Annotated in this window: 14 protein-coding genes; 8 read left to right on the top strand and 6 right to left on the bottom strand. The window is 63.6% G+C overall.

The window, feature by feature from the left end; translation table 11 throughout:
• Positions 1 to 2: 2 nt before the first annotated feature.
• The 5 genes from ACERHN_RS14330 to ACERHN_RS14310 all read right to left on the bottom strand — a co-directional run bounded on the left by ACERHN_RS14330 (position 3) and on the right by ACERHN_RS14310 (position 3,239).
• A complete protein-coding gene (locus ACERHN_RS14330; protein WP_415919699.1) occupies positions 3 to 956 on the bottom strand; it encodes a 2-hydroxyacid dehydrogenase in 954 nt (317 codons plus the stop codon).
• Positions 956 to 1,294, bottom strand: a complete 339-nt coding sequence (locus ACERHN_RS14325; protein ID WP_415919698.1) for a tRNA-binding protein — start codon at positions 1,292 to 1,294, stop codon at positions 956 to 958. The genes ACERHN_RS14330 and ACERHN_RS14325 overlap by 1 nt, the downstream gene beginning before the upstream one ends.
• Positions 1,287 to 2,096, bottom strand: coding sequence for a pyrroline-5-carboxylate reductase (proC, locus tag ACERHN_RS14320; RefSeq protein ID WP_415919697.1), 810 nt, complete (start codon positions 2,094 to 2,096; stop codon positions 1,287 to 1,289). Before proC ends, ACERHN_RS14325 begins: the two co-directional genes overlap by 8 nt.
• Before the next feature lie 30 nt (positions 2,097 to 2,126).
• Positions 2,127 to 2,627, bottom strand: a complete 501-nt coding sequence (locus tag ACERHN_RS14315; protein WP_415919696.1) for a YbjN domain-containing protein — start codon at positions 2,625 to 2,627, stop codon at positions 2,127 to 2,129.
• Between the two features lie 366 nt (positions 2,628 to 2,993).
• A complete protein-coding gene (locus ACERHN_RS14310) occupies positions 2,994 to 3,239 on the bottom strand; it encodes an accessory factor UbiK family protein (protein ID WP_415919695.1) in 246 nt (81 codons plus the stop codon).
• A gap of 95 nt (positions 3,240 to 3,334) precedes the next feature.
• Here ACERHN_RS14310 and lgt point away from each other — a divergent pair, with 95 nt between their 5' ends.
• The 5 genes from lgt to ACERHN_RS14285 all read left to right on the top strand — a co-directional run bounded on the left by lgt (position 3,335) and on the right by ACERHN_RS14285 (position 7,443).
• On the top strand, positions 3,335 to 4,228 hold the full coding sequence (lgt, locus tag ACERHN_RS14305) for a prolipoprotein diacylglyceryl transferase (protein WP_415919694.1): 894 nt from the start codon (positions 3,335 to 3,337) through the stop codon (positions 4,226 to 4,228).
• The gene (locus ACERHN_RS14300) at positions 4,225 to 5,283 is read left to right on the top strand and encodes a class I SAM-dependent methyltransferase (RefSeq protein WP_415919693.1); all 1,059 of its coding nucleotides are present in this window, start codon (positions 4,225 to 4,227) and stop codon (positions 5,281 to 5,283) included. Before lgt ends, ACERHN_RS14300 begins: the two co-directional genes overlap by 4 nt.
• Entirely contained in the window at positions 5,280 to 6,035 is a 756-nt protein-coding gene (gene pgeF, locus ACERHN_RS14295; RefSeq protein ID WP_415919692.1) for a peptidoglycan editing factor PgeF, read from the top strand. The genes ACERHN_RS14300 and pgeF overlap by 4 nt, the downstream gene beginning before the upstream one ends.
• Positions 6,036 to 6,268: 233 nt before the next feature.
• The gene (locus ACERHN_RS14290) at positions 6,269 to 6,409 is read left to right on the top strand and encodes a hypothetical protein (RefSeq protein WP_415919691.1); all 141 of its coding nucleotides are present in this window, start codon (positions 6,269 to 6,271) and stop codon (positions 6,407 to 6,409) included.
• A 227-nt stretch (positions 6,410 to 6,636) separates the two neighbouring features.
• On the top strand, positions 6,637 to 7,443 hold the full coding sequence (locus ACERHN_RS14285; protein ID WP_415919690.1) for a Hint domain-containing protein: 807 nt from the start codon (positions 6,637 to 6,639) through the stop codon (positions 7,441 to 7,443).
• Here the strand turns inward: ACERHN_RS14285 and ACERHN_RS14280 are convergent.
• Complete coding sequence (locus tag ACERHN_RS14280) at positions 7,440 to 7,940, bottom strand: Lrp/AsnC family transcriptional regulator (RefSeq protein WP_415919689.1); 501 nt, start codon at positions 7,938 to 7,940, stop codon at positions 7,440 to 7,442. The genes ACERHN_RS14285 and ACERHN_RS14280 overlap by 4 nt on opposite strands.
• Before the next feature lie 176 nt (positions 7,941 to 8,116).
• On the opposite strand from ACERHN_RS14280, the gene trxB reads away from it, so the two are divergent.
• From trxB to ACERHN_RS14265, 3 genes are all read left to right on the top strand, one after another.
• The gene (gene trxB, locus ACERHN_RS14275) at positions 8,117 to 9,082 is read left to right on the top strand and encodes a thioredoxin-disulfide reductase (RefSeq protein ID WP_415919688.1); all 966 of its coding nucleotides are present in this window, start codon (positions 8,117 to 8,119) and stop codon (positions 9,080 to 9,082) included.
• 129 nt (positions 9,083 to 9,211) lie between these two features.
• Positions 9,212 to 10,909, top strand: coding sequence for an adenylate/guanylate cyclase domain-containing protein (locus ACERHN_RS14270; protein WP_415919687.1), 1,698 nt, complete (start codon positions 9,212 to 9,214; stop codon positions 10,907 to 10,909).
• Between the two features lie 129 nt (positions 10,910 to 11,038).
• The gene (locus ACERHN_RS14265) at positions 11,039 to 13,108 is read left to right on the top strand and encodes a bifunctional sulfate adenylyltransferase/adenylylsulfate kinase (protein ID WP_415919686.1); all 2,070 of its coding nucleotides are present in this window, start codon (positions 11,039 to 11,041) and stop codon (positions 13,106 to 13,108) included.
• Positions 13,109 to 13,337: the final 229 nt, after the last annotated feature.

Genomic DNA, 13,337 nt, shown 5'->3' with positions numbered 1-13,337 from the left:
CCTCAGACCGGGTTGATCAGCGCCGCACCGTCCAGCCACGCCGCCACATTGGCCACCGCCATGCGTCCCATATCGGTGCGCACCTCTTCCGTCGCGGTGCCCAGATGCGGCAAGAGCGTCACGTTTTCAAGGCGCACCAGCCCTTCGGGCACGCGCGGTTCGAATTCATAGACATCAAGACCCGCCCCGGCGATCTGCCCCGTCTCAAGGGCCGTGATCAATGCGGCCTCATCCACCACATCGCCGCGGGCAATGTTGATTAGGTGCGCGTGGTCCTGCATCGCGGCAAAAACCTCGGCCTCGATCAGGTGATGCGTCTGCGCCCCACCGGGCACGGCGATCACCAGAAAATCAACCGACCCGGCCAGCGTTGTCAGGTCCGGCGCACGGGTCGCAGGGTATGCGACCGCACGTTCCGACCGGTTGTGATAGTGCACCTCCATGCCGAACCCGAAATGGCACCTGTGCCCGATGGCCTGCCCAATGCGGCCCATGCCCACAATGCCGACACGCTTGCCGGACATGTGCAGGCCCAGCATCTGCGTCGGGTGCCAGCCGGGCCACGCCCCCGCGCGCACCATCCGCTCGCCTTCGCCCGCGCGCCGCGCACTCATCAGCATCAGCATCAGCGCGAGGTCTGCTGTCGCGTCCGTCACGGCACCTGGCGTGTTGGTGACCGCAACCCCCGCCGCCTGCGCCGCTGCCACGTCGATATGGTTGTACCCAACCCCGAAATTGGCCAGCAGCTTGCACCGCGGCGTACCGACATCCGCGAACAGCTCTGCCGAAAACATGTCCCCCAGCGTCGGCAACAAGACGTCATAGTCGCGCAACGCCGCGCGCAGTTCCGCGTCACCAAGCGGCAAGGTCTCGGACCGCACTACGATCTCGGCATCCAGCGCCCGCGCCGCCTCAAGCACGGCGTCCGGCAAGGGCCGTGTGATCCACACCCGCATCAATGCAGCCGCCCGCCCACGGGCACATCCATATCCGGACGCGCCAGAACAATCGCCCCATCCGCATCCGGAAACCCGAGGACCAACACTTCGGACCGCACCGGCCCGATCTGGCGCGGCGGGAAATTCACGACCGCCATCACCTGTTGGCCCACCAGTGTCTCCGGGGCATAGTGCGTCGTGATCTGGGCAGAACTCTTCTTCTCCCCGATTTCGGGGCCAAAATCGATCCAAAGCTTGATGGCAGGCTTGCGCGCCTCCGGGAATGGCTCTGCGCGCACAATCTGCCCCACCCGGACATCCACCTTCATAAAGTCGTCGAAACTGATTTCATCCACGGGCCAACTCCTTTGACCGCTCTGTCGCCGCGGCAACGGCTTCTTTCACAAGAACCGGGAACCCCCGATCCTCATCCATCAACACGTCGAGCGCGGCTTGCGTCGTCCCGTTCGGACTTGTCACGTTCACCCGCAATTGGCTGGGATCATCCTCTGCCTGCTGCGCGAGCGCCCCGGCCCCGGCGACCGTAGCCTTGGCCAATTGCAGGGCCAGCGCGTCCGGCAACCCCTGTGCCACGCCCGCCGCCGCCAATGTCTCGATCAAGTGGAACACGTAAGCCGGCCCGGACCCGCTGACGCCAGTGACCGCATCCATCTGCGCCTCATCGCCCAGACGGACAACCGCGCCGATGGCCGACAGCAGTTCTTCCGCCTCGCCCAGATACGCATCACCCGCCGCATTCCCGCAAATGGCCGTGATCCCCTGCCCCACGGCGGCTGGCGTATTCGGCATGGCCCGCACGATGGCCCGCGCGCCCAGGGCGGCCTCAAAGGCTGCAATCGGTGTGCCCGCCGCGATCGAGACGAAAACCGTGTCGGCCACACCCAGATCCGCGATATTCGGCAATGCCTGCGCCATCATCTGCGGCTTGACCGCAATCAGAACCACCGCAGGGTCCGCGGGCAGATCCGCATTCACGTGGGCACCCGTGGACAGCACCCAGTCAGATGGCGCCGGATCGACCACCCAAACAGATGTCTCAGGCACCCCCCGCGCCAGCCACCCGGCCAGCATCGCCGACCCCATCTTGCCACAGCCCAAAAGGACAATGCCCCGGGCTGCGATCCGACTGTTTTCCATGATTTGCCCCCGTCCTAACGCGGGCAGAGGTTATGCGCGCCCGTACGCCTCTGCAATGGCCACTTGCAGCGCGTCCGACGGCGTCCGATCGCCCCAGATCAAAAGCTGTAGCGCGGGGTAATAGCGTTCTGCACTCATCACGGCGGCACCGATCATCGTGTCGATCTGATCCGGGCTTGCCACCTGCCCGCCCGCAAGGACAAGACCATAGCGGTACACCATCAGCTTCTGTTCCGGCCAATAGGTGAATGCACCGGCCCAACACTGGTCATTGACCATGTTCAACAGCTCATAAAGCGCGGCCTTGCGCTCTTCCGGCGGCTCCATCTCGAACGTGCACACCATGCGCAGCGTCTCGTCATAACCGGACCAGGCCAGCGTGATCGAATAGGTGCGCCATTGCCCCTCGACCGCCATCGCGATCTGATCATCCGCAATCCGGTCAAAATCCCACTCGTGATGGGTGGCCAGATGCTCGACAATGTCGATGGGGTGAATGTCGTCTTCCAGAAACTGCTCGGAAAGTGCCATGGTGCCACCTCTTATTCGCTTTAGCGAAGGGGGCTGGCAGCGCCCCCAAGCGCTCGGTGCCTGCTCTAGAAACCGGGGCTAACCCCCGTGCTCCTACTAGAATGGTGACCGTGCCACCCCCATCTGGCAACCCTTTATTTGGGGATAACCGCAATAAGTTGGGGACAACCCCGACAAAGGCGCAACATACAAGCAACAGACAACGAATACGGGGCACCCGCAAATCCCTGTCTCTGTTCCGAAAAATCCCGGGGGAGGCGCAGCCGGAGGCAGAGCCCCCACAAACGGCACAAAAACCAGAGCGCCCGATCACCGGGCGGTCATCCACAACTGGCAGAATGTGAAATGGCGCGGCAGCGCCGCCGTTTAACCGGCTTTGGCCTCAAGCGCATCCAGACGCGCCTTGAGCGCTTCGTTCTCCTCGCGCGCCTTCTGCGCCATGGCGCGGACCGCGTCGAACTCCTCGCGCGTCACGAAATCCCGGTCCGCCAGCCAGCGGTCTACCATGGACTTCATCGCCGTCTCCGCCTCTTCCCGCGCGCCTTGGGCCACGCCCATTGCGTTGGTCATCAATTGCGAGATGTCGTCAAAAATCTTGCCACGGGCTTGCATGGTGTCGCCTCTCCTTGGATTGACCTCTATATGGGCCGCAACGTGGTCCGCCGCAAGGTTGACAGTCCCGGGCACCCAGAGGCATTCAGACGCAGATGACATCCCGCATGATCCCCTTTCCCGATATCTCGCCCGAGATTTTCTCGATCTCGCTCTTCGGTATGGACTTTGCGCTGCGCTGGTACGCGCTGGCCTATATCGCGGGCATCGTGATCGGCTGGCGGCTTGTTGTGATGGCGGCCAAAACACCGCAGCTCTGGCCACGCAACACCCCCACCATGACACCCGCAGAGATCGAGGAAATGCTGACCTGGATCATCCTGGGCGTCATTCTCGGGGGACGGCTAGGATATGTGGCGTTCTATCAGCCCGCCTATTACCTTCAGAACCCGATCGAGATCCTGTATATATGGCAGGGCGGCATGTCGTTCCACGGCGGGCTGCTGGGCGTCGTTCTGGCCGCCTATCTGTACACCCGCCGCGGGTTTGACCGGTTCAGCGTGGCGGATGCGATTGTGCTGGGCACGCCTCCCGGCATCTTGCTGGGCCGGATCGCGAATTTCATCAATGCCGAATTGTGGGGCCGTCCTACGGACATGCCCTGGGGCGTGGCCTTTCCCGGTGAGGCGGCGCAGTTCTGCCCCGATGTGGTCGGCATCTGCGCCCGCCACCCCTCGCAGCTCTATGAGGCGGCGCTGGAAGGGCTTGTGCTCATGGTGGTGCTGCTCTGGATCGTGTGGCGGCGCAATGCGCTCAAGACGCCCGGCTACGCCTGCGGTATCTTCTTTGCGGGGTACGGGCTTGCGCGCTTTGTCATCGAATTCGCCCGCCAGCCTGACGCGCAGTTCATCTCGCCCGGCAACCCGCTGGGGCTGGCATGGCACGTGGGGGGGTACGGTTTGACGATGGGGCAGATCCTGTCCCTGCCGATGATCTTGCTCGGCCTGTGGCTGATCCGACGGGCCCGCGCCCTGCCGCACCGCGCATGACCCTTACCGATCTGCTGTGCGACCGGATTGCGGCCAGCGGCCCGCTGACCGTTGCGGAATACATGACCGAAGCGCTGCTGCATCCCGATCACGGATACTACACCACCCGCACGCCCTTTGGCCGCGCCGGTGATTTCATCACCGCTCCGGACATCAGCCAGATGTTTGGCGAGCTGACCGGGCTCAGCCTTGCGCAGTCCTGGCTCGACCAAGGCGCGCCCGCGCGGTTCACCCTCGCCGAGCTGGGACCGGGGCGCGGGACGCTGATGGCGGACATAATGCGAGCCACGGCCGCCGTGCCCGGCTTTGCCGCGGCGGACATCGTTCTGGTCGAGGCCTCCGCGCGCTTGCGCGACGTGCAGGCCAAAGCGTTGCAAGGCCACAACGTCCGCTGGATCGACGACGCCCGCGATCTGCCCGACGGGCCGCTCTGGTGTGTCGCCAACGAATTCTTTGACGCTCTGCCGATCCGACAGTTCGTGCGCGATGGCGACGGCTGGCGTGAACGCTGTGTGGGTCTTGCGGACGGTGCGCTGTCCTTTGGCCTGGCCCCGCGCAGCCCGCATCCCGACCTTGATCACCGGCTGGAGGACACGGCGGACGGCGATCTTGTGGAGCTCTGCCCGACCGCCCACGCCGTGATGGCGGAACTGGGCCACCGCATCGGGTCACATGGCGGTGCGGCGCTGATCTTTGACTATGGCGACTGGCGCAGCCTTGGCGACACATTGCAAGCGGTCCGCGATCACGCCCCTGTGGATGTCCTCGACACCCCGGGCACTGCCGACCTCACCGCGCATGTCGATTTCGAGGCCCTCGCACGCCACGCACAGCCTGCAACCTTCAGCCGCCTGACGCCGCAGGGCGTGTTTCTCGAACGCCTCGGGATCACGCAACGCGCACAGGCACTGGCCCGCGGCCTGACCGGTCACACGCTTGATGCCCATATTGCCGCGCATCGGCGGTTGACGCACCCGGACGAAATGGGAAACCTGTTCAAAGTGCTGGGCCTCTGTCCGGCCTCTGCTGCGCCACCGCCCGGACTGCTTGAATGACCCTGGAAATCCTGACTGCCGATTCCCTTTCTGCTCTGCGCCACGGGTTCTTCACCCGCAAAGGCGGCGCATCCTCCGGCATTTTCCAGGGGCTCAACTGCGGCACCGGCAGTTCGGACCAGACAGAGATCGTGGCGATCAACCGCGGCCGCGTGGCCGAGGCGATGGAGGTCGCGGCCACACATTTGGTCGGTGTGCATCAGGTGCATTCGCCGGACGTGGTCACGGCAGACACCCCTCTTGATCCAAAACCCAAGGCGGACGCGGTTGTGACCGCGACCCCCGGCCTTGCCCTGTCCGTGCTGACGGCGGATTGCATGCCGGTCCTCTTTGCCGACAGCACCGCGCAGGTGATCGGCGCAGCCCATGCGGGATGGAAAGGCGCGCAGGCCGGTGTGCTTGAGGCAACGGTGGAGGCGATGGTTGCGCTTGGAGCCGACCGGGCGCACATCCGCGCCGTCATTGGCCCGTCGATCAGCCAGCGCGCGTATGAGGTCGGCCCGGAATTCTTCGAAAGTTTTGTCGACAGCGACCCCGAAACCGCCCGCTTCTTTGCCGGTGGCACAGGGGACCGGATGCATTTCGACCTGCCCGGCTATGGGTTGGCGCGCCTGCGCGCCGCCGGGATCGAAGAGGCGGAATGGACACGCCACTGCACCTATTCCGACCCGGAGCGGTTTTACTCCTACCGCCGGTCCGTACATGATCGCGATCCCGATTACGGGCGTCTGATCGCTGCCATCACGCTCTAGTTCTGGGCACAATTGGGGCATCATTTGCCGCAATGCTGCCGCAGGATCCGGGCGCACATGCCGAAACCGCATAAAAACAAAGCCGATGCGCGTGCCACAATCCCGCGCAATCCGAGACGAAAATTTTCCTAAAATGCGCGACACCGGCCCTAAACCTGCCCGAAACGGACGTCATACCTTTGGTTAACGGGGCAGAACGCCTCACCGACTTGAGCAGAGGGACACCCAAACCAATGGCAAAACAGCGCTTTATCAAATCCGTCGTGGCCGCAGCCGCAACCGAAACCACGCAAATGCCATGGACGCGCGGCGCCCGCCGTGCCGCGTTTATTGCCAAACGCACAGCCCCCCCTGCCCTGCGCAAGACGGCCTAGGCACCGCAAAACAGAATCAAATTGTGGCGAACAGGCGCGAGCCGTTTCAACAATCCTGACGCAAGGCGCACCATTGGTGCGCCTTTTTTGGTTAATGTCGCGCAGTTTTTGACAATTTGAACAAAATCCCCGAATTATAACGGCAGAACTATGACACATGGACAAATTTCCATCTGTCGTCGTCGGTGGGGGCCGACGCGGATGTGACCCAGAAGACGAGGTTACATATGACACAAGCTGCTGCGTTGCGCGTTCCGCGCACGACCGCTCCCGCTTACCCACTGCGCACCGCTCGATCGGGTCAGGACGCTGCGTTGGCCAAGGCCGCGCCCGATCCTTATGCCGCGCCCTATTCCGGCACCAGCGACACGCCCCTGCGCACTTTCGAGGTTGCCGCAATGCGCGCGGACGGCTCGCGCAGCATTTCGACGTTCAAGGCACCCGCCCTGCCCCTGTTTGAATCCGCATTCTCCGCCTTTGCACGCGGTGCTGTGCTGTCGTCGCCGCAGGGTGACGTATCGATTGAGGATGTGCAGCCGGGCGACTGGCTCAACACGTCGTCGGGCGATCCGGCGCGGGTTCTGTGGATCGGGTCGTCGCAATTCGTACCGGCGGATGCAGGGCGGCGGATGCCCCTGATCCGGATCATGGCGGACAGTTTCGGACAGAACCGGCCCGAGACATTCGTGACCGTCGGGCCTGCAGCGCGGCTGCTCCAGACGCCAGCGCATCTGCGCGGCACCGCGGGCGGCGCACCGCTGTTGACACCGGCCAAGGCGTTTGTCGACAACGTCAATATCATCGAGGTCGTGCCGCCCACGCCCGTGCGGCTGTTCCATCTGTGCCTGACGCGCCATGCTGCGGTGACCGTTGGCGGGATCGAGATGGAGACGTTCCACCCGGGCATGGGCGCCACACGCACCGTGACCCACGCACAACGCGACCTGTTCCTGTCGATGTTCCCGCATATTGCGCATGTGACCGATTTCGGCCCGCTGGCCCATCCACGTGCGCCCGAACTCGAAGACGCCTAGGCCGAACGCGCCAGCCGCTCTTCCAGCACATCAAACGGCACGCCGGGGGCATCCTTGGCCTGCCGGATGACCAGCGATGTCTTCACGCTGGCCACATTCGGGGTCGTCAGCAATTCGCCCGTCAGAAAGCTCTGAAAGCTGGACAGGTCGGGCGCTACGCATTTGAGGATGAAATCAACCTCACCGTTCAGCATGTGGCACTCGCGCACCAAAGGCCACGCCCGGCACCGCTCTTCAAACGCGCTCAGGTCCGCCTCGGCCTGACTGGCCAGACCGACATTGGCAAAGACCTGCACCTCAAAGCCCAGCTCGTGGCTGTCCACATCGGCGTGATACCCCCGGATGTACCCGCTTTCCTCCAGCGTGCGCACACGGCGCAAGCAGGGCGGCGCGGAAATGCCCACACGCTTTGCCAACTCCACGTTGGTCATGCGGCCATCGGCCTGCAGTTCCGCCAAAATCTTGCGATCAATCGGATCCAGTCGCGTGCTTGCCATAACGCCCCCTTGATTTGCGGTTGTTATATCAGCCTGCACAGGCTGCGCAATATTATTTCAAACCCGCGCAACTTTTCGAAACCACGCCCGCAAATCACATCCCAAAGATCAGGCTTCAAACCCTGCCCTCTGCGTTCTATATCTTCACAGCTGCTATTTCCCAAAAGGACGCCCCAATGGCCACGACCAAACGCACCAAGGTACTGATCATCGGCTCCGGCCCCGCTGGATATACCGCAGGCGTCTATGCCAGCCGCGCGATGCTGGAACCGGTGCTTGTGCAGGGGATTGAACCGGGTGGCCAGTTGACCACCACGACCGAGGTCGAAAACTGGCCAGGTGACACCGAAGTGCAGGGCCCCGACCTGATGGTCCGGATGGAGGCGCACGCCAAGGCGATGGGATGCGAGATTGTCGGCGACATCATCACATCCATCGACTTTTCCAAACGCCCCTTCGTGTGTCAGGCCGACAGCGGCACGGAATATGTGGCGGACGCCGTGATCCTTGCGACCGGGGCACGCGCCAAATGGCTGGGCCTGCCCTCCGAAGAGAAATTCAAGGGATTTGGCGTGTCGGCATGCGCCACTTGCGACGGGTTCTTCTACCGCGGTCAGGAAATCGTTGTGGTGGGCGGCGGGAACACTGCCGTCGAAGAGGCACTGTTTCTCACCAACTTTGCCTCCAAGGTCACGCTCATCCACCGCCGGGACGAATTGCGTGCGGAAAAAATCCTGCAGGACCGCCTCTTCAAGAACCCCAAAATCGAACCGCTCTGGTTCCACCAGATCGAAGAAGTCTACGGCACCGACATGCCCGCAGGCGTCGAGGGCGTGCGCGTCAAGAACACGAAAACCGGCGAGATCAGCGAAATCCCCGCCAAGGGCGTGTTCATCGCCATCGGTCACGCCCCGGCGAACGAATTGGTCAAGGACACGCTGGAAACCCATATGGGCGGCTACGTGGTCACCAAACCCGACAGCACCGAAACCTCCATCCCGGGCGTCTTTGCCGCCGGAGACCTCACCGACCACAAATACCGCCAAGCCGTCACCTCTGCCGGCATGGGCTGCATGGCGGCACTCGAAGCCGAACGCTTCCTGGCCGAGGCCGAAGACAGCGCCGACATCGCCGCCGAATAACCCGCCCTTTCTTCTGGCTGGAAATACCACGGGGGACGGCCGCAGGCCGGGGGGCAGCGCCCCCTGCACCGCTTGACCCTGCCCGCCACCCCCGCCACTCTGGCACCGCAGGCAAGAGGGAGAGAGCATATGGCGCACGTGCTCTGGCGCGGCAGCTGGGCGACACGGATCAGGATCGTCACCGGGCTGGTGCTGATGCTCTACGTGACGCTGCACCTGCTCAACATCGCCTCGGTCCTGATTTCGCCTGACTTTGCCGAGGCGTTCCAGAACGTGCGGCTTGCCGTGACGCGCAGTGCGCCGGGCGGGCTGATCATCGGCCTGTCGATGCTGGCGCATCTGGTCCTGTCACTGGCCAAGCTCGTGCGTCTGCGCAACCTGCGCATGCCGATGGTGGACTATATCCAGATCGCGTTTGGCCTTGCCATACCGGTGCTGTTGTCCAGTCACGTGATCTACACGGGCGTCGCCCACCAGATCTTTGGCGTCAACACGCAGATCGGCTATGTCACAACCCTGATCTGGGGACGCACGGATGGGTGGCTGCAGGCGGTCATGGTGCTCATCGTCTGGGTCCACGGGGCAATCGGGATGCATATGTGGCTCAAGGGCACCGAATGGTGGCGTCGCAATATCGGCTGGATGGTGGCCATCGGCGTGCTGATCCCCACCGTCGCCCTGCTGGGCTACGTCACCGCCGCCCGTGCCATCGCGGGCCTGCTCAGCGATGACCGCGCCGATTTGCTGGCCAAGCGGGTCTGGAACTGGCCCGCGCCGCCGGACTTTACCCAGCTTCGCCAGATCGACGCGCAGACGGATCAGATCGTCTGGGCCACGCTCGGTGCCCTTGCGATTATTGTGCTGATCCGTCAGGCCGTCGCGGCCCTGCGCCGTCCTGTCCGCGTGAGCTATGTCGACGGGCCCACCGTGCGCGCGCCGCGCGGTCAAACCGTGCTCGAAACGTCGCGCGGTGCGGGCGTGCCGCACACGTCGCTGTGCGGTGGCCGGGGGCGCTGCACAACCTGCCGCGTGATCCTCGAGGACGGCCACGACAACGTCCCGCCTCCGTCGAGCGTCGAGACCCGAAGCCTTGCGGCCGTGGGGGCCTCTCCGGACGCGCGGCTTGCGTGCCAGATGCGCCCCACCGGGCCGGTCACGGTGCACCGCGTCTTCGCACCCGATGGATCGCGCAAGCGCGCCCATGCCAGCCAAGGCGAAGAAGCCCGGTTGGCCATCCTGTTTCTAGACATGCGCGGCTTCACCGCGCGCACGGACGGGCAGTTGCCCTATGACGTGGTGTTCCTGCTCAACCGGTTCTTTGACCGGATTGTCCCGCCGATCAACGCCGCGGGTGGCACCGTGGACAAGTACATGGGCGACGGTCTGATGGCCGTGTTCGAGACGTCGAGCCCCGCCAAATCGGCCCGCGCCGCCCTACGCGCCGTCGAAGGCATGGGGGCCGCCCTTGCCAGCTTCAACGAAACACTGGCCCGCGAGGGCAGCCCGCCGGTGGCCATTGGCATCGGTGTTCACCTGGGCAACGTTGTGCTTGGCGAAATCGGGGCGGCCGGACAGGCCCCCCGCACCCTGATTGGTGACGCGGTCAACACTGCCTCGCGACTTGAGGCCGAAACCAAGGCGCATGCGGTCGAGGCGTTGATTTCCGTGGACCTGCTCGCCGCTGCGGGCCTGCCTGTAGCGCGCACGGAAATGCTGTCCCTGCATCTGCGCGGGCGCGAAGAGGCGCTGGATGCGCTGCCCGTGCCGCGCGCGGCGGAGCTGACGCATGTGCTGGGCCGGCTTGGGCACACGGTGCCTGCGGCCTGAGCGTGTTCGTGTCTTTTTAACCACGCTCTGCGAAAACCGGGGAAGCGTTGATGTTTGTTCTTTCATGAACAAACTTTTCCTGACATATGTTCATGCGTGAACGTAATAAGTGATGGCCGAGCAGCCGCAATGACACCGCCGAAACCAAACCCTGAGCATGAGGACCAGCTGTTCCGACTGCTCCGCCAGCTCGATCAGGGACCGCAAGGCTCCCAACGGGCCACGGCACAGGCTATTGGCGTGTCTTTGGGCCGTCTCAACGCGCTTTTGCGCGAGGCCACCGCAGCGGGCTTTGTCGCCTTGGGTGACCGCGACGGCCCCGACAAACGCCAACGCGTCACCTATGCGCTCACCACCCGCGGTGCCGCAGAGAAAAACCGCCTCACCGACCAGTTTCTGGCCCGTAAATTCGCTGAATATGATGCGATCTACGCCGAATTGACGGGCACCACCTCCGGCTTCAATCCTTTGACCCACAGGACCAAATTGATGGAAAACAACCTCGCTCCCATCCCCGAGCTGTACGTGTCCTACGACAGCGCGCAGAAGATGAAAACCGAAGCGGCTGACCTTGTCAGCTGGGATCTGACGCCGCGCCAGATCTGCGATCTGGAACTGTTGATGAACGGTGGGTTCAACCCGCTCAAAGGGTTCCTGTCCGAGGCGGATTACAACGCTGTGGTCGACACGATGCGCACGACGGACGGTGCACTGTGGCCCATGCCCATCACACTGGATGTAAACGACAAATTCGCCTCCGGCCTCGAGATTGGTCAGGATATCGCCCTGCGCGATCAAGAGGGCGTGATCCTCGCCACGATGACCGTCACCGACCGCTGGACACCGAACAAGGCACACGAGGCCAAGATGGTTTTCGGCGCTGATGACGATGCGCATCCGGCGGTGAACTATCTGCACAATCAGGCGGGTGAGATTTACCTTGGCGGTCCCGTCACCGGTATCCAGCAGCCCGTGCACTACGATTTCCGCGCCCGCCGCGACACGCCCAACGAATTGCGCGCCTATTTCCGCAAGATGGGTTGGCGCAAGGTCGTGGCCTTCCAGACCCGCAACCCGCTGCACCGCGCGCATCAGGAACTGACCTTTCGTGCCGCGCGTGAGGCGCAGGCCAACCTGCTGATCCACCCCGTTGTCGGCCTGACCAAGCCTGGCGACGTCGATCACTTCACCCGCGTGCGCTGTTACGAGGCGGTCCTCGACAAATATCCGGCGGCCACAACCTCCATGTCGCTTCTGAACCTCGCCATGCGGATGGCAGGCCCGCGTGAGGCTGTGTGGCACGGTCTGATCCGCAAGAACCACGGCTGCACGCATTTCATCGTCGGCCGCGACCACGCGGGCCCCGGCAAGAACTCTGCCGGAGAGGATTTCTATGGCCCCTATGATGCGCAGGACCTGTTCCGCGAGCATCAGGACGAAATGGGCATCGAAATGGTCGACTTCAAACACATGGTCTATGTGCAGGAGCGCGCCCAGTACGAGCCCGCCGACGAGATCGCGGACAAGGACGACGTGACCATCCTGAACATCTCGGGCACCGAACTGCGACGCCGTCTGGCCGAGGGTCTCGAGATCCCCGAATGGTTCTCGTTCCCAGAGGTCGTGGCCGAACTGCGCAAGACCAAGCCGCCGCGGTCGCAGCAAGGGTTTACCGTGTTCTTCACCGGCTTTTCGGGGTCGGGCAAATCCACCATTGCCAACGCCTTGATGGTCAAGCTGATGGAGATGGGCGGGCGCCCCGTGACGCTGCTCGATGGCGACATCGTGCGCAAGAACCTCAGCTCCGAGTTGGGCTTTTCCAAAGAGCACCGCGACCTGAACATCCGGCGCATCGGCTATGTCGCCTCTGAGATCACCAAGAACGGCGGGATCGCGATCTGCGCGCCCATCGCACCTTATGCCACCACCCGCCGCGCCGTGCGCGAGGACATCGAAGCCTTTGGCGCCTTTGTCGAAGTGCACGTCGCCACCAGCATCGAGGAATGCGAGCGCCGCGACCGCAAGGGTCTCTACAAACTGGCGCGCGAGGGCAAGATCAAAGAATTCACCGGCATTTCAGACCCTTATGACGTGCCACAGAACCCGGAACTGAGCGTCGAGACCGAGAATGTCGAAGTCGACAATTGCGCCCATCAGGTTCTGCTGAAACTCGAAAGCATGGGCCTGATCGCAGGCTGAGCCGACGCGCGCCCCTGTCAAAACGGGGGCGCGCGCGCAACAGACGCTTGATCTGCAGGCCCGGAATGGCATAGCAGATCCACAGGGACGGGCGATGGCGTCGCCGCTGCGTGCAGTGTGTCCCGACCCCAACCATCCTGAACGCCGGGATCTTGCTTTGCCGTTATGCGCGGTGAGGGCAGGTGAACCGGTCATGTGGCGCACCCCTTCCCCAGAGCATACGGCCTGA

The sequence above is a fragment of the Tateyamaria rhodophyticola genome (assembly GCF_047777875.1).
Taxonomy (GTDB): domain Bacteria; phylum Pseudomonadota; class Alphaproteobacteria; order Rhodobacterales; family Rhodobacteraceae; genus Tateyamaria.
The sequence above is the reverse complement of the archived record's forward strand: the minus strand, read 5'-3'. Positions and strand labels throughout refer to the sequence as shown.

What these genes read in the sequence shown, in the direction of transcription:
- ACERHN_RS14330 (WP_415919699.1), bottom strand. Translation starts at nt 956, where the DNA reads ATGCGGGTGTGGATCACACGGCCCTTGCCGGACGCCGTGCTTGAGGCG.
- proC (WP_415919697.1), bottom strand. Translation starts at nt 2,096, where the DNA reads ATGGAAAACAGTCGGATCGCAGCCCGGGGCATTGTCCTTTTGGGCTGT.
- ACERHN_RS14315 (WP_415919696.1), bottom strand. Translation starts at nt 2,627, where the DNA reads ATGGCACTTTCCGAGCAGTTTCTGGAAGACGACATTCACCCCATCGAC.
- ACERHN_RS14310 (WP_415919695.1), bottom strand. Translation starts at nt 3,239, where the DNA reads ATGCAAGCCCGTGGCAAGATTTTTGACGACATCTCGCAATTGATGACC.
- lgt (WP_415919694.1), top strand. Translation starts at nt 3,335, where the DNA reads ATGACATCCCGCATGATCCCCTTTCCCGATATCTCGCCCGAGATTTTC.
- ACERHN_RS14300 (WP_415919693.1), top strand. Translation starts at nt 4,225, where the DNA reads ATGACCCTTACCGATCTGCTGTGCGACCGGATTGCGGCCAGCGGCCCG.
- pgeF (WP_415919692.1), top strand. Translation starts at nt 5,280, where the DNA reads ATGACCCTGGAAATCCTGACTGCCGATTCCCTTTCTGCTCTGCGCCAC.
- ACERHN_RS14290 (WP_415919691.1), top strand. Translation starts at nt 6,269, where the DNA reads ATGGCAAAACAGCGCTTTATCAAATCCGTCGTGGCCGCAGCCGCAACC.
- ACERHN_RS14285 (WP_415919690.1), top strand. Translation starts at nt 6,637, where the DNA reads ATGACACAAGCTGCTGCGTTGCGCGTTCCGCGCACGACCGCTCCCGCT.
- ACERHN_RS14280 (WP_415919689.1), bottom strand. Translation starts at nt 7,940, where the DNA reads ATGGCAAGCACGCGACTGGATCCGATTGATCGCAAGATTTTGGCGGAA.
- trxB (WP_415919688.1), top strand. Translation starts at nt 8,117, where the DNA reads ATGGCCACGACCAAACGCACCAAGGTACTGATCATCGGCTCCGGCCCC.
- ACERHN_RS14270 (WP_415919687.1), top strand. Translation starts at nt 9,212, where the DNA reads ATGGCGCACGTGCTCTGGCGCGGCAGCTGGGCGACACGGATCAGGATC.
- ACERHN_RS14265 (WP_415919686.1), top strand. Translation starts at nt 11,039, where the DNA reads ATGACACCGCCGAAACCAAACCCTGAGCATGAGGACCAGCTGTTCCGA.